Consider the following 24,169-nt stretch of genomic DNA (forward strand, 5'->3'; position numbering starts at 1 on the left):
GCGAGGGCCGTTTGCGTTTACAGCCGCACTCGGCAGCACGGCTTAGCCCAGCAGCGCGGTGGTGATTTCGTCGTAGCGCAGTTCTGTTTCGCGGAACAGCTGCAGATAGATTTCTTCGCCCAGGCCCAGCGCATCCCAGGCCACTGGCGAAACGCGCGGCACCATGTCGTCGCCCGCCTGCGCCAGGTCGAGCGCGCAGACGATGGCATTGGCCACGTGGATCAGTGACGCCAGGAAACCGGCGCCCGGTGTTTCCGGCTGCAGATAATTGCCCAGCGCCAGGCGCGTCGTGTCGGAGAAATTCCAGTGCTCGGCCAGTGCCACGCCCGCCTGCACATGGTCCACGCCCAGCACGGCTTGCTCGGCCTCAAGCAGGCTGCAGTCGTGTGCGGCCTGGTGGGCGATGGCTTGCGCGTATTGCGCGGGAAAGCTGCTGACCAGCACCAGCCGGCCTATGTTGTGCAGCAGGCCGGCCGTAAAGGCGTAATCCTGGTTGAAGCGGATCTGCCGCGCCAGCACCTTGGCGCAGGCGGCCGTCGCCACGGAATGGCGCCAGAAGGCCTTGTCGTCGAAACCGGCGCAGCGGCCTTCCGGAAACGCGCCCGTGATGGCGGCCGAGGTGATCAGGCTGCGCGTGGTCTGGAAGCCCAGGTAAGTGATCGCTTGCTGGATGGTGGTGGCTTTCACCTGCAAGCCGTACTGCGACGAGTTCGCCAGGCGCAGGGTCTTGGCCGTCAGGGCCTGGTCGTACGAGACTTTTTTCGCCAGCACGGAAATATCCACGTCTTCCTGGTCGATGCTGTTGAGCAGTTCCATCACCACGGCCGGCAGCGAGGGCAGGTCGTCGAGGTGGGCGACGATGTCGTCGAGGGTCAGCAGGGCGCTCATGCCGCGTCTCCCTTGCCCAGGCGATAGGTCGTGACATAACTGCGCAGCAAGGTTGTCGCAGCCTCGTCAGGATTGTCCGGGTCATGCTTGCGGAACAGGTAAGCGAGCCGCTCGCGGTCGGCGGCCTGTTGCGCGGCCACTTCTTCCGGCGACGGCGGCGGCGCCTGGATCGGCAGCATGTCGATGCCGTGGCGCGGCATCAGGGCCAGCATGTTTTCTGTCAGCACCGCGCCTTGCGGCAGCAGCACTTGTCCATGCGCATCGAGCAAGACATCCGACAAGACCATGCCAGGACGAACTTGTTCCAGGGGTAGATGTTGATGCGTGACCGCCATGACGACTCCTTTGATGATTGCGGGATATTACCATTGCCATGACGCAATGTCTCAACCTGGATCAATGCCCCTGTTGCCAGCAGGGCTGCTGTAAATCTTGCCAATAAGCATGTCATACCGTACATTTGCTGCAGGCGGTGATTTTGCTGACGCACATGCGCCCGCGCCGCGGGCCGGCGGCAAGCCTGGCATGGGGAGCGTTGATTGATGGTGAGTATCCAAGTCCGGCTGACTCTGCTTTTTGTCGTCATCGTTACGCTGGTGCTGGGCATTTCCGGCAGCTACACCCAATATACCCTGAGCAAGGAACTCGAGTCAGGCAGCGCGCGCCTGCGCAGCGGCGTGCTGACGCGCTTGCAGACCAGCTTGCCTTCCGCCCTGTGGGACCTGGACAAGTCCAAGGTCGACAGCATCGTCGCCGCGGAAATGCTGCCGCCGGAACTGGTCGGCATCCGCGTCTATGACGCGTCCGTGGGCCTGTTCGCCGGCGAGATGCGCGACGCCACGGGCGCCCTGGTGCCGCTGACGACGGACGTGGCCATCGGCGGCACGCCCGTCGAGGCGCCGCTGGTGTTCCGCGATGCCGTGGCGGCCGCTACCGGTGGCAAACCCGTGATCGTGGGCAAGGTCATCGTCAATTTCAGCCGCGAGCAGATCGACGCGGCACTGCGCAGCGAAGTGCGGCGCAAGGTGGTGGAAGTGTTGCTGCTCGACATCATTCTCGTGGGGGCGCTGGCCTTGAGCCTGCGCATCGTCTTTGGCCCCTTGAAGCAGTTGCGCGACGGCTTGTTCGACCTGGCCACGCGCGGCAGCGATGAAGTCGAGGAGCTGCCGGAAAACCGGCGCGACGAACTGGGCGACGTGATCCGCGGTTTCAATGCCGTGCAGCGCAAGCTCAAGTCCATCATCGAGGGCAGCCGCGAGGCCGAAGAGATGGCGCGCCGCTCGCAGCAGGAGACGGCGCAAGCCATGGATGAGCTACGCCGCGCGCAGGAATCGTTGCTGCAGTCGGAAAGGCTGGCCTCGCTGGGCAGCCTGGTGGCCGGCGTGGCGCACGAAATCAATACCCCCGTCGGCATCGCGCTGACCAGCGCCTCGGTGCTGAAGGAAGCCACCGACAGCATCAGCGCGGCCGTGGCCGGCGGCGGCGTGAAGAAGACCGATATCGTGCGCTATCTGGAGACGGCCGGCGAAAGCGCGCGCCTGATCATGAACAATGCCTACCGCGCCGCGCATCTGATCCACAGTTTCAAGCAGATCGCCGTCGACCAGGTCAGCGAGGCGCGCCGTTTATTCGAATTGCGCGACTATATCGGCGAGGTGATCTCCAGCCTGCAGCCGACCTTGAAAAAGACGCGCATCGTCATCGACATCGATTGCCCGCCAGACATCGTGCTCGACAGCTATCCGGGCGCGCTGGCGCAAGTGCTCACCAATCTGGTGCTGAACTGTGTCGAGCATGCTTTTGATGCGGACACGGCCGGCAACATCCATATAGTCGTGCGCAGCGAGCAGGACTGGATCGAGATGCAGGTGCGCGACAATGGCCGGGGCATCGCGCCGGACATGCTCGACCGCGTGTTCGACCCGTTCGTCACCACGCGGCGCGGGCAGGGCGGCACGGGACTGGGCTTGAATATCGTGTTCAACTTGATTGCCAAGCAGTTTGGCGGCACCATCTCGGTCAGCAGCACGCTGGGGCAGGGCGCAACGTTCCTGCTGCGCCTGCCCAAGGTGACGCCGTTGCCTGAAAGCACCAGCAGCCTGGCATAGGCGAGGAGAAACGCATGGCACATGGGCAAAACAGTCAGCAAGTGGCATTCTTGCGGGGTATCAATGTCGGTCGCGCCAAGCGGGTGGCCATGGCCGACCTGCGCAAGCTGCTGGGCGACCTGGGCTTCGCGGACGCGCGCACCGTGCTCAACAGTGGCAATGTGGTGTATGACGGGGGTACGGTGGCGCCGGCCGAGGCGGCCGCCCGCATTGAGGAAGCGCTGGTGCTGAAGCTGGGCGTGGCGGCCCGCGTGACGGTGCTGTCGGCCACCCAGTTTGACGAGCTGATCATTCAAAATACGCTGGCGCCCGCGGCCGATGCGGCCCGCTTGCTGGCGCTGGTACTGAACAATCCGGCCGACATGCAGCGCCTGGCGCCGCTGCTGCAGCAGCCATGGCAGCCGGAAGCGCTGGCGCTGGGGCAATGGGCCGCGTATGCCTGGTGTCCCGATGGCGTACTGGCCAGCAAGGTGGTGGCGACGCTTGGCGTGCTGCTCGGCGATGGCGTCACGTCGCGCAACTGGGCCACCATGCAAAAACTGCACGTCCTGCTGGGCGGGACGGAGAACGCCGCCACGGCGTAGGACACTGGGAGAAGACATGCCACACATTACCGGGGAATTCGAAGTCACGATGACGCCACAGACCCTGTCCGACACGGCCGCGCAGTCGGGGCTGGGCCGCTTGTCGCTGAACAAGCGCTACCACGGCGCCCTCGACGCCAGTGCGCAGGGCGAGATGCTCAGCGTGCGCGCCGCCGTGGCCGGTTCTGCCGGCTACGTGGCCCTGGAGCGGGTCGAAGGCAGTCTGGACGGCCGCCACGGCAGCTTTTATTTGCAGCACAGCGGCATCATGACGCGCGGCACGCCCACCTTGTCGGTCACGGTGGTGCCTGATACGGGCACGCAGCAGTTGCAAGGCCTCACCGGCAGCCTGGCCATCCGCATCGAGGGCGGCAAGCATTATTATGATTTCACGTACGACATTTCTGAGGCGCCATGAACTGGGATATCGTCAAGGGTGTCCTGATCGTGCTCGTCGCCCTCAGCGTGGTACTGACGGCCTTCGTGCTGATCTCCGCGTCGGGACCCGACAAGGCGGGCTGCATCGCACGGGCCTTGAAATCGGGTATTCCTGTGGGAAATATCGAGAGAGTCTGCCGCCTGCTGGACAAGTCGTAGCGGGAGCAAAAAAAATTCCGCACCAGGCGGAATTTTTGACGCTGGCGCCATGGCGCCGCGAAAGTGGCGTCAACCGTCGAATTTTTCCTGTTTTTCACCGTGCACGCTGAAGGCCAGCAAACCCAGTCCCACCAATAACATCGACACCATGCTCGCTTCCGGCACGGGTGCGGGGATGTTGACTTGCTGCGCGGGTGCCGCCGTGACGGGCTTGGGGGGCGCCAGGGCACTGTGGCGCGCGCCGCTGCTGCTCCAGTGCGGCGCCGCGATGGTGGTGCTGCTGGCCAGCAGGCGCGCATACGGCAAGTCCGGCGTTTCCCAGCCGGGATTGTTATTCAAGTTGATGTTTTCATCGATCGTTACCCGTTCGCCCGCTTCCTGCTGCTTGCCGGCCGTGGTGTCGCTGACTGCCGCCACGCTCCAGGCACTGGCCGACAACGCCAGCATGGCCACGCAAAGCGGCTGAAGTATTCCCATCTTGCTCTCCCTGTGTTCACCGCGCGGCGCAGCCGAGACCGGATTGCGCCTGGACGGAACATGCGCCTGTACGGGGGCGCATTCTGGTTCTTCTGATGACTTCTCATTACAGCACAGATCGTGACAATTTTGCTACGTTAATTTCCTCTTTATTACGAATATTTATCATTCTGATAGCGTCAGCATGATCACTGCCGCAGACATTACATGAGCACGCTATCGAGCAAAAAAACACTGTTGTTTTTTTGTGCGAATCGCCAGCAGGAAAACAATATATTGATTAGTATATTGTTTATCGCACGATCTACGTTGCCAGCGACAACGTCAATAACGCTACCGCCTGTGGGAGGGCACGATGGAAACGCCAACAATGCAGCAGACTGATTACAACCTCGACGCCATGCGCGGATCGGCCTACAAAGCCAGTTCGCTGCTGAAAGCCATGGGCAATGCCGACCGCTTGATGCTGCTGTGCCAACTGTCGCAGGGCGAACATTGCGTCAGCGACCTGGAGCAAAAAGTGGGCATCGGCCAGCCCACCCTGTCGCAACAGCTCGGTGTGCTGCGCGAAGAGATGCTGGTGGCCACGCGCCGCGATGGCAAGCAGATTTATTACCGGGTGGCCAGCGCGCCCGTGCTGGCCGTGCTGCAAGTGTTGTATGCGCAATTTTGCGCGCCACGCCCCCCATTCAACGACGAAGCGGACTGAGACGGCGATGCATATCGACTGGCAGCACTTCACGCCGTGGCCGGCGCTGGCCGGCGGCATGCTGATCGGCCTGGCCGCCGCGCTATTGATCCTGTTCAATGGCCGCATCGCCGGCATCAGCGGCATCCTCGGCGGCGTGCTGCGTCCGCGCCGGGGTGATCTGGGCTGGCGCATCGCCTTCCTGGCCGGCCTGCTCGGCGCGCCCCTGCTGTACCAGGTGTGGCAGGCCTTGCCCGGCGTGCGGATCGACGCCGGCACGCCGGCCCTGCTCGCCGCCGGCTTGCTGGTCGGCGCGGGCGTGCGCTATGGCGCCGGCTGCACCAGCGGCCACGGCGTGTGCGGCCTGTCGCGCTGGTCGCACCGCTCGCTGGCGGCCACCATCGCCTTCATGGCGGCCGGTTTCCTCAACGTCTATCTGCTGCGCCACGCATGAGCAGGCTGATCCTTTCCTTGTTGAGCGGTCTCGTCTTTGGCTTGGGCCTGCTCATTTCCGGCATGAGCAATCCGGCCAAGGTGCTGGCTTTCCTCGACCTGGCCGGCGCCTGGGACCCGTCGCTGGCGCTGGTGATGGGCGGCGCGATCGCCGTCGCCATGCCCGCTTTCTGGCTGGCGGGCCGCCGCCAGCACGCCATCCTGGGCGGCCCCCTGCAACTGCCAACGGCGCGCCGCATCGACCGGCGCCTGCTGCTGGGCAGCCTGGCCTTCGGCACGGGCTGGGGCATCGCCGGCTTCTGTCCCGGCCCCGCGCTCGTATCGCTGCTGGCGTGGCAGCCCAAGGCGTGGATCTTCGCCGGCGCCATGCTGGCCGGCATGGCCGTGTTTGAAGTGCTGGAGCGCCGCAAGGCGCGCCTCAAGGCCTGAGACGGTACAATCTGGCGCATCGCCACTGAGGATGCTCCCTGACCATGAAGAACGTAATTCAACGCAGCAGCGTGCGCGCCGCCATGCTGTGCAGCGTGCTGGCGCTGGCCGCCTGCGGCAGCCTGCTGAAGAAAGAAGCGCCACCGCCACCCGCGCCCGTGGCCGACACCTTGCCCAATCCACAAGTTCTGCTGCTGGGCGAAGTGCATGACAATGCGCAAGGCCACCGCCTGCGCCTGGCGGAATTGCAGCGCCGCGTGGCTGCCGGCTGGCGTCCCGTGATTGTCATGGAGCAATTCGACCGTGACAACCAGGATTTGCTGACGCGCGCCGCGCGCGAATGCGCCGATCCCGACTGCATCATCCGCGTAATGCAACAGCCGCGCTGGGACTGGAGCTTGTACCGGCCCGTGCTGGACCTGGCCATCAGCTACCAGTTGCCCCTGATCGCCGCCAGCCTGTCACCCGCGGACGCCTCGCGCATCGCGCGCGACGGCATCAAATGGTCGATGCCGCCAGCCATGGTGAGTACTTACCTGGCCGCGCCCGTGCCGGGCGATATTGTGGAAAAGCAAAAGAAGGAAATCCAGGCCGCCCGTTGCAACATGCTGCCGGACATGATGCTTGGCGGTGTCGTCAACGCCCAGTTGGCGCGCGATATCTGGATGGCCAAGCTGATCCGCGACCAGGCGCCGCGCGATGTGGTCTTGCTGGCGGGTAATGATCACGTGCGCAAGGATATCGGCGTGCCGCGCTGGCTGAAACTGGCCGATCCGCAACTGATCGTGCGCAGCATCGGCTACATCGAACAGGGCGGCAGCACGTATCCGGGCGAATTCGACCTGACGCAAACCATGCCGGCGCAGCCGCGGCCGGACCCTTGCGCAAAATTCAAGAAACCATAAGGCAGGGAGGCGATGGCCATAAAAAAAGTTGCAGGCGCTACGTATTAACCCGTATGCCGCATGGCTTTTTGCTCTCGATCAAGCGCGTATGATGCAAAACCAGGTTGGCCGCTGCACCGCAGCGGCTGGCCTGGTACCGGCCTGCGGGCCGTTTTTTGATTTCAAGAAGAGTGATATGACCATGCACGATACCCCGCACGACGTCTCCCAACTCACTTCCCAGCAGCGCATCAAGGCCATCGTAGGCGCGTCTTCCGGGAATCTGGTCGAGTGGTTCGACTTCTACATTTATTCTTTCTGCGCGCTGTATTTTTCGCACGCCTTCTTCCCATCCGGCAATACCACGACCCAGCTGTTGCAAACGGCCGGCATCTTTGCCGCCGGCTTCCTCATGCGTCCCGTGGGCGGCTGGCTGTTCGGCCGCATCGCCGACAAGTACGGCCGCCGCCAGTCGATGATGATTTCCGTGCTGATGATGTGCGGCGGCTCGCTGATGATCGCCATCATGCCGACGTATGACACCATCGGCGCCTTCGCCCCGTTCCTGCTGCTCGTCGCGCGCCTGTTCCAGGGCCTGTCCGTGGGCGGCGAATACGGCACCAGCGCCACCTATATGAGCGAAGTGTCGGAATCGGGCAAGCGCGGCTTCTTTGCTTCGTTCCAGTACGTCACCCTGATCGGCGGCCAGCTGCTGGCCCTGCTGGTGCTGGTGATCCTGCAGCAGCTGCTGACCCTGGAAGAGTTGCGCGCCTGGGGCTGGCGCATTCCCTTCGTCTGTGGCGCGCTGGCGGCCCTGGTGTCGCTGAACCTGCGTAAATCGCTGACGGAAACGACGACTGCCAGCGAGCGCAAGGACAAGGACGCGGGCAGCCTGCGCGGCTTGCTCAAGCACAAGCGCGCCTTCATCACGGTGCTCGGTTTCACGGCGGGCGGCTCGCTGGTGTTCTACACCTTCACCACCTACATGCAGAAATACCTGGTCAACACGGCCGGCATGGATACCAAGACGGCCAGCGCCGTCATGACCTGCGCCTTGCTCGTCTACATGTTCCTGCAGCCTGTGTTCGGCGCCCTGTCCGACCGCATCGGCCGCCGTACCTCGATGCTGTTCTTCGGCGGCCTGGGCACCCTGTGCGTGCTGCCCATCATGCATGCGCTGAAAGACGTCAGCAGCCCGTACGCGGCCTTCGGCCTGATCATCGTGGCCCTGGCCGTGATCAGTTTTTATACGTCGATCAGCGGCTTGATCAAGGCGGAAATGTTCCCCGTCGAAGTGCGCGCGCTGGGCGTGGGCCTGTCCTACGCGCTGGCCAACGCCATCTTCGGCGGCTCGGCCGAATACGTGGCGCTGCAGTTCAAGGCCTGGCATGTGGAAGAGTATTTCTACTGGTACGTGACCATCATGTGCCTGGTGTCCTTCATCGTCGCCATCCGCATGCCGGACCCGAGCCGCTCGGGACTGCTGAAGTAAAGTTGCCGTAGAATTGGGGCGGCACTGCGGTGCCGCCTTTTTTATAGTGCCATCCTTTTACCGTGCCGATCAGGAGTTTTCATGTCGTATGTTATTCCCGCACCCTTGCAAGCCAGTGTCCCCGTCGCCGGCAGCGACGCCAGCTTTCCCGTCCACCGCATCTATTGCGTGGGCCGCAACTATGTCGACCACGCCAAGGAAATGGGCCACACGGGCCGCGAGGCGCCATTCTTCTTCATGAAGCCTGCCGACGCCATCCTGCCCGTGCCTGCCGGCACGACGGGCGCATTGCTGTATCCCGCGCGCACGCAGGATTTCCAGCACGAGATGGAGCTGGTGGTGGCCATCGGCAAGGGCGGCAGCGATATCGGCGTCGATGACGCGTTGAGCCACGTGTGGGGCTATGCCGTGGGCCTGGACATGACGCGCCGCGACCTGCAGGGCGAAGCGAAAAAGCTGGGCCGCCCGTGGGACACGGGCAAGGCGTTCGAGCATTCGGCGCCGATCGGCCCCATCACGCCGGCGGCGCAGGCGGGCGACATGGGCCGGGCTGCCATCACCCTGCACGTGAATGGCGCCGTGCGCCAGAGCAGCACGATCGACATGCTGATCTGGAACGTGGCGGAAACCATCGCCGACCTGTCCACCTACTTTAGCTTGCAGCCTGGCGACCTGATCTACACTGGCACGCCGGCCGGCGTGGCGGCCGTGCAGCGCGGCGACGCGCTGGTGGGCGCCATTACCGGCCTGGAAACCCTGCGCGTCAAGGTCGTCTAAAGCGGCCTGCCGCACAGCACGACAAGCCCGCCTGGCGCAGAATCGCCTTGCGGGTTTTTTTATGTGGAAGCAAGGAGATGCTCATGATGAACGACACGTATTCTGTGGCGCAACCCACGCGCGCCGAGATCGATGCCTTGACGGGCCCGGCCCTGCTGGAATTCGGCACGGGCTGGTGCGGCCATTGCCGCGCCACCCAGGCGCCGCTGGCGGCCGCGTTTGCACGGCATGGCGCCGTGCCGCACCTGCGCGTGGAAGACGGCCCCGGCCGTCCCCTGGGCCGCTCGTTCAAGGTGAAATTATGGCCGACCCTGATTTTTTTAAAAGATGGCCAGGAAGTGGCGCGCCTCGTGCGCCCGCTCGACAGCGCCGAGATTGCGCAGGCGTTCAATCTGATTAACCCAACGGCAAATACCGGGGTCGGACTCTGAGGGGCAGACCCCGGTCCTTGCTGTTGGGGTTTGCATTTCAAAGACATTTGCGCCGATTGCCGCATCACCTGGGGTCGGACCCGCGGGGTCTGACCCCGGCAGTTGTCCACAATTTCTTGCCGCACCGCAGCACTACGCGTATCATGGGCCGCTTACAGCAAGATCAACCGCATCCTTCGTGATGCAGGCGCGATCATCGCCGGCCCGCTCCACCCGGAGGGGCCGCAGGCAAGGATTCACCACAAATGACCGATGCCGCGATGCCGACGCGCGGGTCTGGTACGGAATGCCTGGCGATACGCCGGGCCTGATACACGTCGCCCATCCCCTGACGCCTTTCCTGCCGTGCCCCGGGTAACCGGATGGCGCACGACCGTTGTTTCTCTGATCAGCACTGATCACGGCGCGTTAGCGCGCGTTTGTTCACCGTTGTCTGCCGTTGCCTGCCGTTAATAACGGGGTGTTGCAGCATGGAATTTGTTTGTGAATTTAATAGCAAATTTGCCGCAAATTTCACCGTGCACGGATATGATAGGTGAACAATGCGCCTAAGTAATCGTCGGGAAATTATTGTAAATTTATGAGGAACAGAAGCGGATGTGATGCAAGGCGGCTGTCGCGATGCAGTGCGAGCACTGCGAGCGGCTGCCAACGCAGCAGCGCGCCGCTTATGGAAGTCAGAAATAACAATAATTTGCTGGCGGTTACTTTATACAACGTGCTGTGCTGCTGCCTGAAAAAACATCCAGAGAATGGCCTTTAGACACCCTCCCCAAGGAGCGCAGTAAATGAGCACCCCCCCCAAGAAAAATTCCCCCGGCACGGTGCTGTTCGCCAGCCTGATCGGCACCACGATCGAGTTCTTTGACTTTTATATCTACGCCACCGCCGCCGTGCTGGTGTTTCCGAAACTGTTCTTCCCCGCCGGCGACCCGTCGGCCGCCGTGCTGCAGTCGCTGGCCACGTTTGCCATCGCCTTCTTCGCCCGCCCCATCGGCTCGGCCGTGTTCGGCCACTTCGGCGACCGCATCGGCCGCAAGGCCACGCTGGTGGCCGCCTTGCTGACCATGGGGATCTCCACCGTCATCATCGGCTTGCTGCCGACGTATGCCGCCATCGGCACCCTGGCGCCGCTGCTGCTGGCGCTGTGCCGTTTCGGCCAGGGCCTGGGCCTGGGCGGCGAGTGGGGCGGCGCGGTGCTGCTGGCAACCGAGAACGCGCCACCGGGCAAGCGCGCCTGGTACGGCATGTTCCCGCAGCTGGGCGCGCCGATCGGCTTCTTCCTGTCGGGCGGCATCTTCCTGCTGCTCAGTGAAACCATGACGGATGAACAGTTCTTCAGCTACGGCTGGCGCATCCCGTTCCTCGCCAGCGCGCTGCTGGTCATCGTCGGCCTGTACGTGCGCCTGAAGATCACGGAAACGCCGGACTTCCAGAAAGTCATCGACAAGAACGAAGTGGTGAAACTGCCGGTGGCGACCGTGTTCCGCCAGCATGGCCGCATGCTGTTCCTGGGCACCATCATCGCCCTGGCCACCTTCGTGCTGTTCTACCTGATGACGGTGTTCGCGCTGAGCTGGGGCACGACCAAGCTGGGCTTCACGCGCAAGGAATTCCTCATCGTGCAGCTGTTTGCCGTGCTGTTCTTCGCCCTGACCATCCCGTTTTCGGCCGTGCTGGCCGACCGCCGCGGCCGCCGCGCCACCATGATCTGGGTTTCCGTCGCCATCGCCATCTTCGGCCTGGTGCTCGCGCCCATGTTCGGCTCGGGCGTGACGTGGGAAGTGACGATCTTCATGGCCGTCGGCCTGGGCCTGATGGGCATGACTTACGGACCGCTGGGCACCCTGCTGTCCGAGCTGTTCCCACCCGAAGTGCGCTACACGGGCGCCTCGCTGACGTTCAACCTGGCCGGCATCCTGGGCGCCTCGCTGGCGCCGTACATCGCCACCTGGCTGGCCACCAACTATGGCCTGCAATACGTGGGCTACTACCTGTCGCTGGCCGCCGTGCTGACCCTGGGCGCATTGCTGCTGGTGGGCAAGCCACGGGCGGGCAAGGAAGCCTGGCAGTAAGGTCCCGCAGTCAGCCCGCCTGACGCCGACCGCCCCGCGAGCCGCCAGCTGCCCAGCTGGCGGCTTTTTTTGTCGGTAAAACACCACGCCGCCTCCCCGCCGAGATTCTTGTTGACAGTCAAAATCGGCTGGTGTTAAGGTGTGCACACGTGTGCAATGTAGTGCAAGCGGCAAAAAAGCACATCCACGGACAGTGACACCGCAAGATAGCGGTGCCGTCTGAAGTACCCCAATACAACAAACTTGGAGTGAGACGATGAAGATGCGCAATGTTGTGATGGCGATGGGCCTGGCCCTGCCGATGACGGCCATGGCCGCCGAGGAGCGTTTGTCCGTGCTGTGTTCGGCCGACATGGAATGGTGCCAGCTGATGAAGACCCGCTTCGAAGCGGAAACGAAGATCAAGGTATCGATGATACGCAAGAGCGCCGGCGAGGCGTATGCGAAGATCCGCGCCGAAGCATCGAACCCGAAATCGGATGTCTGGTGGGGCGGCACGGGCGACCCGCACCTGCAAGCGGCCGCCGAGGGCTACACGGAAGAATACAAGTCGCCGACCCTGGCCCGGCTGCAGCCGTGGGCCGTCAAGCAAGCCGAAACGGCGAAGTACCGCACCGTCGGCATCTATATCGGCATCCTGGGCCTGGCCTACAACGAAACCGTGCTGAAGAAGAAAAACCTGCCGCCGCCGCAATGCTGGAAAGACCTGGTCAAGCCCGCCTACAAGGGCGAGATCGAGATGGCCAACCCGAATTCCTCGGGCGCCGCCTACAACGCGCTGGCCACCGTGGTGCAGCTGATGGGGGAAGAGGAAGCCTTCGATTTCCTCGCCAAGATGGGACAGAACGTCAGCAAGTATCCGAATGCGGGCGTGGCGCCCGGCGAAGACGTGGGCCGCGGCGAAGCGGGCGTGGCCATCGGTTTCATGCATGACCTGATGAAACTCACCGTGGCCGGTTTCCCCGTGAAAGTCTTGCCGCCCTGCGAAGGCACGGGCTACGAGATCGGCTCGATGAGCATCGTCAAGGGCGCGAAGAACATGGAGCAGGCAAGGAAATTCTATGAATTCGCCCTGCGTCCCGACGTGCAGAGCGAGGCCGTGAAAGCGCTGGCCTTCCAGATCCCGTCCAATGTGGCCGCCACCATTCCCGCCGCCTCGCCGCGCCTGGAAAACATCAAGACCATCAACTACGACTTCGCCAAGTACGGCGCGTCGGACACGCGCAAGCGCCTGCTGCAGCGCTGGACCACGCAGATTTATTCTGCCGGCAATTAACGCGCGCCAAAACTGACTGCGCGTTCCGGCCACGACTCACTGCCGCCCGCTACAGTTTTGGCAGGCGTTCAACCTATATACATTGTTCAAAACGTTTGGAAATCAAGGCGCGCCGCGCAACAGAATTTCAGACGTTCATCGTTGGATGAAACTCATGAAAAAGATATTCTACGGCTGGCTGCTGGCCGCCCTGGCAGCGTTGTGCCTGTTGCCCTGGCATCAGCAGGAAGCGGGCCTGTTCGCCGGCGAGTGGCTGCGCGACGGCCAGTTCTTCGGCCAGCATGGCGCCCCGGCCCTGCTGCAGCTGGTGACGTTCGGCGCCTGGCCGCTGGGCGTGTTCTTCGCCCTGCTGGCGGCCAGCGCCGCGCTGGTGGCCGGCAACGTGCCGCGCAAGACCCTGGGCCTGGGGCAGATCGCCATCGGCGGCGCGGGCATGCTGTGGCTGGCATGGCTGGGCTGGGGGCCGCTGGCCGCCAGCACCGGCCTGGGCTTTGGCGCGCTGCTGCTGGCGCTGTGCCTGCTTTTCCTGCTCACCTCCGGGGCGGCTGCCTGCGGCGTGTGCCGCGGCGACGCCTTCGTGGCCGGCGCCATCGGCCTCATCATCTGCCTGATTTCCCTGTTCGTGCTGTTCCCCGTCGCATTGATCCTCGTGAGCGCCGGCCAGCCCATGGACGATGGCGGCACGGGCGCCGCCGCCCTGGCGCGGCGCCTGGCGGACCCCGGCATCTGGAGCCTTAACTGCGTAGCCGGCCCCGGCCGCTGCGGCGTGGCCTGGAATACCCTGGCGCTGGCCTTGCTGACGGGCGTCTCGGCCACCTTCCTGGGCCTCGTGTTCGCCCTGCTGGTCACGCGCACCAACGGCCGCTGGGTGCGCCCCATGCGCGCCATCACCATCTTGCCCATCGTCACGCCGCCCTTCGTGCTGGGCCTGGCGCTGATCCTGCTGTTTGGCCGCAACGGCGCCGTCACGGGCCTGGTCGGCGACCTGTTCGGTATCGAGCAAAGCCGCTGGCTGTATGGCATGACGGGCGTGTGGCTGTCGCAGATGCTGGCCTTTGCGCCGATCGCCTTCATGACCCTGATCGGCGTGGTCGAAGGGGTCAGCCCATCGCTGGAAGAGGCATCCGGGACCCTGGGCGCCAGCAGCTGGCAAACCTTCGTCAAGGTCTCGCTGCCCCTGATGCGCCCCGGCATCGCCAACGCCTTCTTGCTGTGTTTTATCGAAAGCATGGCCGACTTCGGCAATCCGATGGTGTTAGGTGGCAATTTCCACGTGCTGTCGACGGAAATCTTCTTTTCCGTGGTGGGCGCCTCGAACGACCAGGGCCGCGCTGCCACCCTGGCCATCGTGCTGCTGACCTTTGCCGTGGGCGCCTTCTTCATCCAGAACCTGTGGCTCGGCAAGAAATCGTATGTGACGGTGACGGGCAAGGCCGACCACGGCGGCCACGCCGCGCTCAATCCGCGCCTGAAAACCACCTTGTGGAGCATCGCCCTGCCATGGTTCGCCTTCACGGCCCTCGTATATGGCACGGTGGTGGCGGGCGGCTTCGTGAACAACTGGGGCCAGGACAATGCCTTCACCCTGCGCCACTACATCGACGCCTTCGGCATCACCATGGACAGTGGCGGCTGGCACTGGACGGGCCAGGCCTGGCCATCGCTGTTCACGACCCTGACGATCTCGGCCATCGCCGCGCCGCTGACGGCCTTCGTCGGCATCCTTTCAGCGTGGCTGCTGGTGCGCCAGCAATTCGCCCTGAAAGGCGCGTTCGAATTCGGCACCATGCTCAGCTTTGCCATTCCCGGCACCGTCATCGGCATCAGCTACATCCTCGCCTTCAACTCGGCGCCCATTGAGTTGACGGGCACGGCGACGATTTTGATCCTGTGCTTTGTCTTCCGCAACATGCCGATGGGATTGCGCACCGGCATCGCCGCCATGCGCCAGCTCGACGGCAGCCTGGATGAAGCGTCGATCACCCTGGGCGCCAGCAGCTGGACCACCATGCGCAAGGTCATCCTGCCCCTGCTGCGTCCGGCCATCGCCTCGGCCCTCGTGTATGGCTTCGTGCGCTCGATCACGTCGATCTCGGCTGTCGTCTTCCTCGTCAGCGCCGATTACGACATGGCCACGTCCTACATCATCGGCCTGGTGTCGAACGGCAACTATGGCACGGCCATCGCCTACGCCACGGTCTTGATCGTCGTCATCCTGCTGTGCATTCAATTGATCCACCTGCTGGTCGGCAAGCGCCGCCTTCGCCGCGTCAGCGCCGAAAGCACCTTGCCGGCCGCCGTTCCCCACCTGGAAAAGAGCTACGCATGAACCAATTCTCCACCCTCGCCACTGCGGCGCCGAGCGTACTGAATGCGCTGGAATTCGAGCAAGTTACCAAGCGCTACGGCAAGGCGCTGGCCGTGAACAATGTCTCGTTCACGATCGCGCCGCGCACCATGGTCACCCTGCTGGGGCCCAGCGGCTGTGGCAAGACCTCGACCCTGCGCCTGATCGCCGGGCTGGAGCGCGTCAGCGCCGGGCGCATCCTGCTGGCCGGCGAGGACGTCACCCTGACGTCCGCCGCCGAGCGCGACGTCAGCATGGTGTTCCAGTCGTATGCCCTGTTTCCGCACATGACGGTGCTCGACAACGTGTGCTACGGCCTCGTCGTCTCTGGCGAAACCCGGCCGCGCGCCATCGAACGGGCGCAGGAAAGCCTGCGCCTGGTCGGCCTGGCCGACTTTGCCGCGCGCTTCCCCAACGAATTGTCGGGCGGCCAGCAACAGCGGGTGGCCGTGGCCCGCTCGCTGGTGCTGCAGCCCAAGGTGCTGCTGCTCGACGAGCCGCTGTCGAACCTGGACACGAAACTGCGCCGCCGCGTGCGCGATGAAATCCGCGACATCCAGGTCAAGCTGGGTCTCACGGCCGTGTATGTCACGCATGACCAGGAAGAGGCGCTGGCCATTTCCGACCAGATCATCGTGATGAACCGGCAAGTGATCGCGCAAAAGGGCACGCCGCACGAGCTGTTCGAGTCGCCGGCCGACAAGTTCGTCGCCGACTTCATCTGCAACGCCAACATCGTCGATGGCGTGATCGAATCGGTGGCCGACGGCAAGGCCGTCTGTGCCATGGGCAAGCTGCGCCTGCGCCTGCCATGCCGCAGCCCGCGCAGCGGCGAAGCGAGTTTCGCCGTGCGCCCGGAAGCCATCCTGCTGTCGCCGGCACAGGCCGACAGCGCCATGGTGGTGCGCGTGGCGCGCGCCACCTACCTGGGACGCGAAATGCAATACACGCTCGAGACGCCCGTGGGCGAACTGTTTGCCGTCTCGCACGACTTGAGCCAGGTTTTCACGCAAGGCACATCGGTCGCCATGACCGTACACGAACATGGCGCAGCCATCATTGGAGGACAAGCATGACAGATATGACACCGGCAGCGGTACTGGCCGACGCGGCCACCCTGGAGCGCTATGCCTACGCGCAACAGATCATCCGCCAGGCGGGGGAGATTGCGCTGGGCATGTTTCACCGCCGCACGGAATTGGTGATCGAGGAAAAAGGCTTGCAGGACATGGTCAGCATCGCCGACCGCATGGTGGAAGACCATGTGCGCGCGCAGATCGCTGCGCGCTTCCCCGGCGATGCCGTGGTGGGCGAGGAGCGCGGCGGCGGGGCGTCCGATGCGCGCTGCGTGTGGGTCATCGACCCCATCGACGGTACGGCCTGTTTCGTCAACGGCATGCTGGCCTGGTGCGTGTCGATCGGCGTGCTGGTCGATGGCCAGCCCGCCATCGGCGCCGTGTACGACCCGAATGCCGACGAGCTGTTCCATGCCTGCCTGGGGCAGGGCGCGCATGTGCTGTCGCGCCAGGGACAGACGCGCTTGCACGTCAACGACGTGGCCAGCCTGCAGGGCGGCGTGCTGGGCGTGGGTTTTTCGCACCGCGTCGGCACCGGTACTTTTTTGCCCTTCCTGCTCGACGTGCTGGAAGAGGGCGGCATGTTCATCCGCAACGGTTCCGGCGCCTTGATGATCGCCTATGTGGCGGCCGGGCGCCTGATCGGCTACTTCGAGCCGCACATCAATTCCTGGGATTGCCTGGCGGGCATCGTGCTGGTCAACGAGGCGGGCGGCCGCTGCAATGATTTCCTGGCCAATAACGGCCTGGAAAAGGGCAATCCCATCCTGGTAGGCGGACCCCGCCTGTATCCGCAACTGGCGGCGCTGGCCTTGCCGCGCTGCTGAGCGCGCATCTTCGTCGAAAGGAGGGCAGGGCGGCCTGCGCCGGGGCGCGCAGTGGCAACACGTTGTTGAGCATCATGAGTAATCCACCACCATAAAAACAAGCAGGAGACGGGATGAAAAACAAGATGAAAAACGTACAGCACGCCGGCAAGCTGAACAAGATTGCCGCGGCCTTGCTGCTGGCCGTGCCGGGCTGCGTCCTGGCCGAATCGAGCGTGGTCGTGTACGGCCGCATCCATGCGGGCCTCGACCATATCGAAAGTTCCACCTCGGCCGCGTGGCCGCATGGCGAGTCGCTGTCGCGCGTGTCGGACAATTCCTCGAAGATCGGTTTTCGGGGCAGAGAAGACCTGGGCAACGGCAACACGGCCTTTTTCCAGATCGAAGGCAATGCCAAGCTGGACGACGGCACGGGCGCCATCAACAGCAAGGATACCTTTGTCGGCCTGGAAAACCCCGCGTATGGCCGCATCGCGCTGGGCCGCTTCGCCACGCCGATCCGCCAGATCAACGGCTACACCAACCGCTTCGTCGGCGAAGGCATCCAGGATGACGCCAACATTTCACAGCTGGGCGGCGAGGGTTTCAATCGCCGCAGCGCGAATGCCGTCAGCTACCGCACGCCCGTGCTGCAAGGCTTCAGCGCAACGATCTACCGCGCCAGCGAAAACGAGGCATCGAATGGCGACCGCATCTATTCGGGCATCGTGCAGTATGTGAACGGCCCCATCAAGGGCGCCGTCGGCTATGAAAAGCACAAGGACTTGCGTCCCGGCTTCAGCGAAAAAATGTACCGTGCCGTGGGCAATTACAACTTTGGCGGCGGCGACGTGGGCGTGGCGTGGAACCGCATGGTGTATGACGTGGCCAGCGGCGACTTGCAGCGCGACTATTTCACCATCACGGCTGCCTACAAGGCGGGCGGCGGTTCCTTCATCGGCCGCTTCGGCATCGCCGGCGACGTCTCGGGCAGCGCGCCGGACGGCGCCAGCGTCACCATCAAGACCACCTCGCTGGTGCGCGGCGACGACAGCGGCGCCAAGCAGGCGACATTGGGCTACGAGTATTACATGTCCAAGCGCAGCACCGTGTATGCGTATTACACGCAAACGAACAACGACAAGCGTGCCAACTACACGTTTGGCGGCAATGGTTTTGCCAGCGTCAAGCAGGGCGCCAAGCTCAGCGGTGTGATGCTGGGCGTCATTCATTTGTTTTAACTTTTATTTGACCGGATTTGCACACGTGTGCAAATTCGGTCAAGCGCTGTACCGACCTTCAAGGAGATGGAAATGATTCAAGTGGCATTGTTCGGCGCCGGCCGCATCGGCCGTATCCACGCCGGCAATCTGGTGCGCCAGCCCGGCGTGCGCCTGAAATACGTGGTCGACGTGCATGCGGGCGCGGCGGCGGAGGTGGCCGCCCTGCATGGCGCCAGTGTCGCCAGCGTGGATGCCGCGCTGGCCGACCCCGACGTCAAGGCCGTGCTGATCGCGTCGAGCACGGATACGCATGCCGACCTGATCGTGCGCGCGGCGGCCGCCGGCAAGGCCATTTTTTGCGAAAAGCCCGTCGACCTGACCCTGGCACGGGCGCGCGATGCCGCCGCCGCCGTGCAGCAGGCGGGCGTGCTGTGCATGATCGGCTTCCAGCGCCGCTACGACCCCACGTTTGCCGCCGTCCGGCAGCGTATCGACGCGGGCGAGATCGGCACGCCGGAATTGCTGGTCGTCACCAGCCGCGACCCGGGCCCGCCGCCCGTCAGCTACATCAAGGTGTCGGGCGGCATCTTCAAGGATATGCTGATCCATGACTTCGACATCTTCCGCTGGATACTCGACGATGAAGCCGTCAGCGTGCATGCGACGGGCAGCTGCCTGGTCGATCCGGCCATCGGCGAGGCGGGCGACCTGGACACGGCAGTCGTCACCATCCGCACGGCCAAGGGCCGCGTGTGCCAGATCAACGCGTCGCGCCGCGCCGCCTACGGCTACGACCAGCGCTTTGAAGTGCTGGGCAGCAAGGGCATGCTACAGGCGGGCAACCACAAGCCGACGGAGGTAACTGCGTATGGTCCCGTGAATGTCAGCGTGGACAAGCCGGAAGATTTTTTCCTGGAACGCTACCGCGCCGCCTATGCCCGCGAGATGGCGCATTTTTTCGACGCCTTTGCCCATGGTGCGCCCTTGCGCACCACCGTGCACGATGGCTTGAAGGCGCTGGAACTGGCGGAAGCGGCCACCGTGTCGTGGCGCGAGCAGCGCATCGTGCAACTGTCATAAGGAAAGAGTGCCATGAAGAATACAACTGAATTTGCGCCAGGCCGGGCGCTGGACGTGATCTGCCTGGGCCGCCTGGCGGTGGACCTGTACGCACAGCAGATCGGCAGCCCGCTGGAAGACGTCAGCAGCTTTGCCAAGTACCTGGGCGGCTCGTCCGCCAACATCGCCTTCGGCACGGCCCGCCTGGGCCTCAAATCGGCCATGCTGTCCAAGGTGGGCGACGACCACATGGGCCGTTTTTTGACGGACACCTTGTCGAAGGAGGGCTGCGACGTCAGCCACGTGGGCATCGACCGCGACCGTTTGACGGCCCTGGTCATGCTGGGCATCAAGGATAAAAACACCTTTCCCCTGATTTTTTACCGCGACAATTGCGCCGACATGGCCATCGAAGCGTCCACCGTCGACGCCGCCTTTATCGCGTCGAGCAAGGCGCTCTTGATCACCGGCACGCATTTCTCGACCAGCGCCATGCACGCCGTCAGCACGCAGGCCTTGCAGCTGGCGCGTGCCAACAATGTGCGCACCGTGCTCGACATCGATTACCGGCCCGTGCTGTGGGGCTTGTCGGGCAAGGCGGACGGCGAAACGCGTTTCGTCTCGAACGACGGCGTGACCAGCCATCTGCAAGGCATCCTGCCGCAGTTCGACCTGGTGGTCGGCACGGAAGAGGAATTCATGATCGCCGGCGGCGGCGCCGACATCATGGCCAGCCTGCGCGCCGTGCGGGCGGTGAGCACGGCCACGCTTGTCGTCAAGCGGGGGCCGCTGGGCTGCGCCGTGATCGACAGCGTGGTGCCGCAGAGCCTGGACGATGCCTATAACTATCGTGGCGTACGCGTCGAGGTGCTCAATGTGCTGGGCGCGGGCGACGCCTTCATTTCCGGCTTTTTAAAAGGCTGGCTGCGCGGCGAAGGCTACGAAGCCTGCTGCCGCTATGCGAATGCCTGCGGCGCGCTGGTCGTGTCGCGCCACGCTTGCGCGCCGGCCATGCCGTCGCCCGTCGAGCTCGACTATTTCCTGGCCAACGCGGCCAGGCTCACGCAACCGGACCAGGATGCCACCCTGGCGCGCCTGCACCGCACGACGGTGGCGCGCAAGCAGTGGGATGAACTGTGCGTGTTTGCCTTTGACCACCGCACGCAATTCTTTGAACTGGCGCAACAGGGCGGCGCCGACGAGATAAAAATTGCACGCCTCAAGCAGCTGTTCGTGCAAGCCGTGGGCCAGACGGAAGCGGCACGCGGTTTGCAAGGCGGCACGGGTGTGCTGATCGATGACCGCTATGGCGTCGATGCCCTCAACGATGCGACCGGACGGGGCTGGTGGATCGGCCGTCCCGTGGAGTTGCCGGGGTCGAACCCGCTGCAGTTCGACTGGGGCCGCTCGCTGGCGGCGCGGCTGACGCAGTGGCCGCAGGAACACGTGATCAAATGCCTGGTGCAGCTGCATCCGGACGACGCCGTGGAAAACCGCCTGGAACAGGAAGCGCAGATCAAGGGTTTGTACGAGGCCGCGCAGATCACGGGCCACGAACTGCTATTGGAAATCATCCCCGCCAAGGCGCTGCCGCAGCATGACGACACGGTCTTGCGCGCCGTCAAGCGCCTGTACAACCTGGGCATCTACCCGGAATGGTGGAAGCTGGAAAGCATGTCGGCCCAGCAATGGCAAGCCATCGATGCGCTGGTGCAGGAGCGCGATCCGTATTGCCGTGGCGTAGTATTGCTGGGCTTGAACGCCCCCATCGAGGCGCTGGCCGCCAGTTTCGAGCAAGCCAGTGCCAGCAGCACCTGCCGCGGCTTCATGGTGGGACGCACCATCTTCCAGGAACCGAGCCGGCGCTGGCTGGCGGGCGAACTCGACGACGCGGGCCTGATCGCCGCCGTGCGCGCCAACTTCGAACAGTTGATTGTTTTGTGGCAGCGCACGCGCCACCGCCTGGAGCGTGCGGCATGAAGACTTCCCCGCACAACACCATCCGCCTGACCATGGCGCAGGCCTTGGTCCGCTATCTGGCCGCCTTGCGCACGGAAGAGGGCGTCCCTTTGTTCGGCGGCGCCTTTGCCATCTTTGGCCACGGTAACGTGGCGGGCCTGGGCGAGGCGCTGTACCAGTACCGCGAGCAGTTTCCCACGTTCCGCGCCCACAACGAACAGGCGATGGCGCATGCGGCCATTGCCTATGCGAAAGCGCACATGCGCCGGCGCATGCTGGCCGTCACCAGCTCCATCGGTCCCGGCGCCACCAATTTGCTCACCGCCGCCGCCCTGGCCCACGTCAATCGCCTGCCCGTGCTGCTCCTGCCCGGCGACGTGTTCGTCTCGCGCGCGCCGGACCCGGTGCTGCAGCAGCTGGAAGATGCGTCCGACGGCAGCGTCTCCGTCAACGATGCCTTCAAGCCGCTGTCGCGTTACTTTGATCGCATCGTGTATCCGGAGCAGTTGCTGACGGCCTTGCCACGGGCGATCGCCGCCTTGACGGACGCGGCCGCCTGCGGTCCCGTCACCTTGTCCCTGCCGCAAGACGTGCAGACGATGGCATATGACTATCCGGAAGAATTCTTTACGCCGCGCACCGTGCGTTTCCGCGCCTTGCCCGCTGTCGAACAGGAACTGGAAGAAGCGGCCGCCTTGCTGAAACATGCGAAACAGCCGCTGATCGTCGCCGGCGGCGGCGTGCTGTACGGCCAGGCCAGCGCCGCCTTGCAGGCCTTTGCCGAGCGCCACGGCATCCCCGTGGCGGAAACGCAGGCGGGCAAGAGCAGCTTGCCGTGGGACCACCCGCTGCAGCTGGGCGCCATCGGCGTCACCGGTTCGCCTGCCGCGAACAGTCTGGCGGCCGAGGCCGACGTGGTGCTGGCCGTGGGCACGCGCTTGCAGGATTTCACGACGGGCTCGAATTCCCTGTTTGCGCAGGCGCAACTGGTCAGCCTGAACGTCAACCATTTCGATGCCCTGAAACGCCGTGGCCTGGGCCTGCAGGCGGATGCGGCACTGGGCTTGCAGGGGCTGTCGCGGCACCTGGGCAGCTGGAACAGCGCCGGCCAGTGGCTGGACCGCGCGCAGCAGGCAGGGCACGCGTGGCGCGCGACGGTGGCCACGATTACCGGCAAACGGGACGTCGCCGGCCTGCCGTATGACGGCGAAGTCATCGGCGCCGTGCAGCGTTCCTCGCCGGCGTCCACCAGCCGCGACATCGTCGTCTGCGCGGCGGGCACCTTGCCGGCCGAACTGCATAAACTGTGGCGTACCTCCACGCCGGGCGGCTACCACATGGAATACGGCTACTCGTGCATGGGCTATGAAATCGCGGGCGGCCTGGGCGTCAAGATGGCGAAACCGGAATCGGAAGTCATCGTCATGGTGGGCGACGGCAGCTACCTGATGATGAATTCGGAAATCGCCACTTCCGTCATGCTGGAGAAAAAACTCATCATCGTCGTGCTGGACAACCGGGGTTACGGCTGCATCAACCGCCTGCAGCAGGCGTGCGGCAACGCGTCGTTCAACAACATGCTGCCCGACAGCGCCCCGCGCATCGATTTCGCCCTGCATGCGCAATCGCTGGGCGCGCTGTCCGAGCACGTGGCCAGCATCGCCGAACTCGAACAAGCCATGCTGCGCGCCCGGGACGCTTCGCGCACCTATCTGATTTGCATCAACACGGACGCCACGCGCACGACAGAAGAGGGCGGCTGCTGGTGGGAAGTGGCCGTGCCCGAGGTCTCCACCCAGCCCGGCGTGCAGCTTGCCCGCGCCCGTTATGAACTTGACCGCCAAGGACAACAACAATGAACGCACCAACATGGAATGTGAAGATCGGCATCAACCCGATCTCGTGGATGAACGACGATTTGCCCAGCCTGGGCGGCGAGACGCCTTTGGCGACGGCGCTCCAGGAAGGCGCGGAGATCGGCTATGCGGGCTTTGAGCTGGGCAACAAGTTTCCCAAGGATGCCGCAGCCCTGAATGCCGTGCTGGGCAAATATCATCTCGCCTGCGTCTCCGGCTGGTATTCGGGCCGCCTGGTGCACAGGTCGGTCGAGGAAGAGATTGCAGCAGTCCAATCGCATCTGCGCCTGCTGGCCGACAGCGGCGCCACCGTCATGGTGTATGGCGAAGTGGCGGACGCCATCCAGGGCGAAGCGCGCCCTTTATATAAGCGCCCGCGCTTCCAGACGCAGCAGCAATGGCAGGCATACGCGGACAAGTTGACGGCCTTTGCCGCGCATTTGCTGGCGCACGGCGTGCGCCTGGCGTATCACCACCACATGGGCGCTTACGTGGAAACGCCGGCCGACGTGGATCAATTGATGGCCTTGACGGGGCCGGAAGTGGGCTTGCTGTTCGACACGGGCCACATCACCTTTGCCGGCGGCGACGCGCTGGCGGTGCTGAACAAGCATATCGCCCGCATCTGCCATGTGCATTGCAAGGACGTGCGGCCGAATGTCGTGAAGCTGGCGAAGAATGGCC

At 64.1% G+C, this 24,169-nt stretch carries 24 protein-coding genes; 21 read left to right on the forward strand and 3 right to left on the reverse strand.

Features of this window, described 5'->3' with window-relative positions; translation table 11 throughout:
- Positions 1–42: 42 nt before the first annotated feature.
- Positions 43–888: an HDOD domain-containing protein gene (locus ACZ92H_RS10140; protein WP_131373666.1), complete on the reverse strand. Its 846-nt coding sequence runs from the start codon at positions 886–888 to the stop codon at positions 43–45.
- Positions 885–1,223 carry a hypothetical protein gene (locus ACZ92H_RS10145; RefSeq protein WP_465049219.1) on the reverse strand — a complete coding sequence of 113 codons (339 nt, stop codon included), beginning with the start codon at positions 1,221–1,223 and terminating at the stop codon, positions 885–887. Before ACZ92H_RS10145 ends, ACZ92H_RS10140 begins: the two co-directional genes overlap by 4 nt.
- A 207-nt stretch (positions 1,224–1,430) precedes the next feature.
- On the opposite strand from ACZ92H_RS10145, the gene ACZ92H_RS10150 reads away from it, so the two are divergent.
- Genes ACZ92H_RS10150 through ACZ92H_RS10165 form a run of 4 tightly spaced genes read left to right on the forward strand, consistent with a single transcriptional unit; the run spans position 1,431 to position 4,177 of the window.
- Complete coding sequence (locus ACZ92H_RS10150) at positions 1,431–2,996, forward strand: sensor histidine kinase (RefSeq protein WP_131373667.1); 1,566 nt, start codon at positions 1,431–1,433, stop codon at positions 2,994–2,996.
- 14 nt (positions 2,997–3,010) lie between these two features.
- A complete protein-coding gene (locus ACZ92H_RS10155; protein ID WP_131373668.1) occupies positions 3,011–3,580 on the forward strand; it encodes a DUF1697 domain-containing protein in 570 nt (189 codons plus the stop codon).
- Between the two features lie 16 nt (positions 3,581–3,596).
- Positions 3,597–3,998, forward strand: coding sequence for a DUF3224 domain-containing protein (locus ACZ92H_RS10160; protein ID WP_465049220.1), 402 nt, complete (start codon positions 3,597–3,599; stop codon positions 3,996–3,998).
- The gene (locus ACZ92H_RS10165) at positions 3,995–4,177 is read left to right on the forward strand and encodes a hypothetical protein (RefSeq protein ID WP_131373670.1); all 183 of its coding nucleotides are present in this window, start codon (positions 3,995–3,997) and stop codon (positions 4,175–4,177) included. The genes ACZ92H_RS10160 and ACZ92H_RS10165 overlap by 4 nt, the downstream gene beginning before the upstream one ends.
- 69 nt (positions 4,178–4,246) lie before the next feature.
- Here ACZ92H_RS10165 and ACZ92H_RS10170 read toward each other — a convergent pair whose 3' ends face one another.
- Positions 4,247–4,654 carry a hypothetical protein gene (locus ACZ92H_RS10170; RefSeq protein WP_131373671.1) on the reverse strand — a complete coding sequence of 136 codons (408 nt, stop codon included), beginning with the start codon at positions 4,652–4,654 and terminating at the stop codon, positions 4,247–4,249.
- Positions 4,655–5,024: 370 nt separating this feature from the next.
- Here ACZ92H_RS10170 and ACZ92H_RS10175 point away from each other — a divergent pair, with 370 nt between their 5' ends.
- From ACZ92H_RS10175 to iolE, 17 genes are all read left to right on the forward strand, one after another.
- On the forward strand, positions 5,025–5,363 hold the full coding sequence (locus tag ACZ92H_RS10175) for an ArsR/SmtB family transcription factor (protein WP_465049221.1): 339 nt from the start codon (positions 5,025–5,027) through the stop codon (positions 5,361–5,363).
- Positions 5,364–5,370: 7 nt separating this feature from the next.
- A complete protein-coding gene (locus ACZ92H_RS10180) occupies positions 5,371–5,796 on the forward strand; it encodes a YeeE/YedE family protein (protein ID WP_465049222.1) in 426 nt (141 codons plus the stop codon).
- Positions 5,793–6,224 (forward strand): DUF6691 family protein, encoded by a 432-nt coding sequence (locus ACZ92H_RS10185; RefSeq protein WP_465049223.1) that lies wholly within the window; start codon positions 5,793–5,795, stop codon positions 6,222–6,224. Before ACZ92H_RS10180 ends, ACZ92H_RS10185 begins: the two co-directional genes overlap by 4 nt.
- Positions 6,225–6,268: 44 nt before the next feature.
- Positions 6,269–7,129, forward strand: a complete 861-nt coding sequence (locus tag ACZ92H_RS10190) for a ChaN family lipoprotein (protein WP_131373675.1) — start codon at positions 6,269–6,271, stop codon at positions 7,127–7,129.
- 175 nt (positions 7,130–7,304) lie between these two features.
- Positions 7,305–8,600: an MFS family transporter gene (locus ACZ92H_RS10195; RefSeq protein WP_465049224.1), complete on the forward strand. Its 1,296-nt coding sequence runs from the start codon at positions 7,305–7,307 to the stop codon at positions 8,598–8,600.
- A gap of 81 nt (positions 8,601–8,681) precedes the next feature.
- A complete protein-coding gene (locus tag ACZ92H_RS10200) occupies positions 8,682–9,377 on the forward strand; it encodes a fumarylacetoacetate hydrolase family protein (RefSeq protein WP_465049225.1) in 696 nt (231 codons plus the stop codon).
- Between the two features lie 86 nt (positions 9,378–9,463).
- The gene (locus ACZ92H_RS10205) at positions 9,464–9,808 is read left to right on the forward strand and encodes a thioredoxin family protein (RefSeq protein ID WP_465049250.1); all 345 of its coding nucleotides are present in this window, start codon (positions 9,464–9,466) and stop codon (positions 9,806–9,808) included.
- A 788-nt stretch (positions 9,809–10,596) separates the two neighbouring features.
- Positions 10,597–11,883 (forward strand): MFS transporter, encoded by a 1,287-nt coding sequence (locus ACZ92H_RS10210; protein ID WP_465049226.1) that lies wholly within the window; start codon positions 10,597–10,599, stop codon positions 11,881–11,883.
- 256 nt (positions 11,884–12,139) lie between these two features.
- Positions 12,140–13,159, forward strand: coding sequence for an ABC transporter substrate-binding protein (locus ACZ92H_RS10215; RefSeq protein ID WP_465049227.1), 1,020 nt, complete (start codon positions 12,140–12,142; stop codon positions 13,157–13,159).
- A gap of 154 nt (positions 13,160–13,313) precedes the next feature.
- The gene (locus tag ACZ92H_RS10220; RefSeq protein ID WP_465049228.1) at positions 13,314–15,488 is read left to right on the forward strand and encodes an ABC transporter permease; all 2,175 of its coding nucleotides are present in this window, start codon (positions 13,314–13,316) and stop codon (positions 15,486–15,488) included.
- On the forward strand, positions 15,485–16,582 hold the full coding sequence (locus ACZ92H_RS10225) for an ABC transporter ATP-binding protein (RefSeq protein WP_465049229.1): 1,098 nt from the start codon (positions 15,485–15,487) through the stop codon (positions 16,580–16,582). The genes ACZ92H_RS10220 and ACZ92H_RS10225 overlap by 4 nt, the downstream gene beginning before the upstream one ends.
- Positions 16,579–17,409 carry an inositol monophosphatase family protein gene (locus ACZ92H_RS10230; RefSeq protein ID WP_131373681.1) on the forward strand — a complete coding sequence of 277 codons (831 nt, stop codon included), beginning with the start codon at positions 16,579–16,581 and terminating at the stop codon, positions 17,407–17,409. The genes ACZ92H_RS10225 and ACZ92H_RS10230 overlap by 4 nt, the downstream gene beginning before the upstream one ends.
- A 125-nt stretch (positions 17,410–17,534) precedes the next feature.
- Positions 17,535–18,629 carry a porin gene (locus ACZ92H_RS10235; protein ID WP_465049230.1) on the forward strand — a complete coding sequence of 365 codons (1,095 nt, stop codon included), beginning with the start codon at positions 17,535–17,537 and terminating at the stop codon, positions 18,627–18,629.
- Positions 18,630–18,701: 72 nt separating this feature from the next.
- Positions 18,702–19,691, forward strand: a complete 990-nt coding sequence (gene iolG / locus ACZ92H_RS10240; RefSeq protein ID WP_465049231.1) for an inositol 2-dehydrogenase — start codon at positions 18,702–18,704, stop codon at positions 19,689–19,691.
- 12 nt (positions 19,692–19,703) lie between these two features.
- Complete coding sequence (locus tag ACZ92H_RS10245; protein ID WP_465049232.1) at positions 19,704–21,650, forward strand: bifunctional 5-dehydro-2-deoxygluconokinase/5-dehydro-2-deoxyphosphogluconate aldolase; 1,947 nt, start codon at positions 19,704–19,706, stop codon at positions 21,648–21,650.
- Positions 21,647–23,488: a 3D-(3,5/4)-trihydroxycyclohexane-1,2-dione acylhydrolase (decyclizing) gene (gene iolD / locus ACZ92H_RS10250; protein WP_465049233.1), complete on the forward strand. Its 1,842-nt coding sequence runs from the start codon at positions 21,647–21,649 to the stop codon at positions 23,486–23,488. The genes ACZ92H_RS10245 and iolD overlap by 4 nt, the downstream gene beginning before the upstream one ends.
- Positions 23,485–24,169: myo-inosose-2 dehydratase (gene iolE, locus ACZ92H_RS10255; RefSeq protein ID WP_465049234.1), on the forward strand; the 685-nt coding region annotated here is incomplete at its 3' end. The genes iolD and iolE, both read left to right, overlap by 4 nt.

The organism is Janthinobacterium foliorum (genome assembly GCF_978021625.1).

What these genes read in the sequence shown, in the direction of transcription:
- ACZ92H_RS10145 (WP_465049219.1), bottom strand. Translation starts at nt 1,223, where the DNA reads ATGGCGGTCACGCATCAACATCTACCCCTGGAACAAGTTCGTCCTGGC.
- ACZ92H_RS10235 (WP_465049230.1), top strand. Translation starts at nt 17,535, where the DNA reads ATGAAAAACGTACAGCACGCCGGCAAGCTGAACAAGATTGCCGCGGCC.
- ACZ92H_RS10245 (WP_465049232.1), top strand. Translation starts at nt 19,704, where the DNA reads ATGAAGAATACAACTGAATTTGCGCCAGGCCGGGCGCTGGACGTGATC.
- ACZ92H_RS10150 (WP_131373667.1), top strand. Translation starts at nt 1,431, where the DNA reads ATGGTGAGTATCCAAGTCCGGCTGACTCTGCTTTTTGTCGTCATCGTT.
- ACZ92H_RS10230 (WP_131373681.1), top strand. Translation starts at nt 16,579, where the DNA reads ATGACAGATATGACACCGGCAGCGGTACTGGCCGACGCGGCCACCCTG.
- ACZ92H_RS10195 (WP_465049224.1), top strand. Translation starts at nt 7,305, where the DNA reads ATGACCATGCACGATACCCCGCACGACGTCTCCCAACTCACTTCCCAG.
- ACZ92H_RS10160 (WP_465049220.1), top strand. Translation starts at nt 3,597, where the DNA reads ATGCCACACATTACCGGGGAATTCGAAGTCACGATGACGCCACAGACC.
- iolG (WP_465049231.1), top strand. Translation starts at nt 18,702, where the DNA reads ATGATTCAAGTGGCATTGTTCGGCGCCGGCCGCATCGGCCGTATCCAC.
- ACZ92H_RS10185 (WP_465049223.1), top strand. Translation starts at nt 5,793, where the DNA reads ATGAGCAGGCTGATCCTTTCCTTGTTGAGCGGTCTCGTCTTTGGCTTG.
- ACZ92H_RS10165 (WP_131373670.1), top strand. Translation starts at nt 3,995, where the DNA reads ATGAACTGGGATATCGTCAAGGGTGTCCTGATCGTGCTCGTCGCCCTC.
- ACZ92H_RS10170 (WP_131373671.1), bottom strand. Translation starts at nt 4,654, where the DNA reads ATGGGAATACTTCAGCCGCTTTGCGTGGCCATGCTGGCGTTGTCGGCC.
- ACZ92H_RS10215 (WP_465049227.1), top strand. Translation starts at nt 12,140, where the DNA reads ATGAAGATGCGCAATGTTGTGATGGCGATGGGCCTGGCCCTGCCGATG.
- ACZ92H_RS10140 (WP_131373666.1), bottom strand. Translation starts at nt 888, where the DNA reads ATGAGCGCCCTGCTGACCCTCGACGACATCGTCGCCCACCTCGACGAC.
- ACZ92H_RS10175 (WP_465049221.1), top strand. Translation starts at nt 5,025, where the DNA reads ATGCAGCAGACTGATTACAACCTCGACGCCATGCGCGGATCGGCCTAC.
- ACZ92H_RS10220 (WP_465049228.1), top strand. Translation starts at nt 13,314, where the DNA reads ATGAAAAAGATATTCTACGGCTGGCTGCTGGCCGCCCTGGCAGCGTTG.
- ACZ92H_RS10200 (WP_465049225.1), top strand. Translation starts at nt 8,682, where the DNA reads ATGTCGTATGTTATTCCCGCACCCTTGCAAGCCAGTGTCCCCGTCGCC.
- ACZ92H_RS10225 (WP_465049229.1), top strand. Translation starts at nt 15,485, where the DNA reads ATGAACCAATTCTCCACCCTCGCCACTGCGGCGCCGAGCGTACTGAAT.
- ACZ92H_RS10190 (WP_131373675.1), top strand. Translation starts at nt 6,269, where the DNA reads ATGAAGAACGTAATTCAACGCAGCAGCGTGCGCGCCGCCATGCTGTGC.
- ACZ92H_RS10210 (WP_465049226.1), top strand. Translation starts at nt 10,597, where the DNA reads ATGAGCACCCCCCCCAAGAAAAATTCCCCCGGCACGGTGCTGTTCGCC.
- ACZ92H_RS10180 (WP_465049222.1), top strand. Translation starts at nt 5,371, where the DNA reads ATGCATATCGACTGGCAGCACTTCACGCCGTGGCCGGCGCTGGCCGGC.
- ACZ92H_RS10205 (WP_465049250.1), top strand. Translation starts at nt 9,464, where the DNA reads ATGAACGACACGTATTCTGTGGCGCAACCCACGCGCGCCGAGATCGAT.
- iolD (WP_465049233.1), top strand. Translation starts at nt 21,647, where the DNA reads ATGAAGACTTCCCCGCACAACACCATCCGCCTGACCATGGCGCAGGCC.
- ACZ92H_RS10155 (WP_131373668.1), top strand. Translation starts at nt 3,011, where the DNA reads ATGGCACATGGGCAAAACAGTCAGCAAGTGGCATTCTTGCGGGGTATC.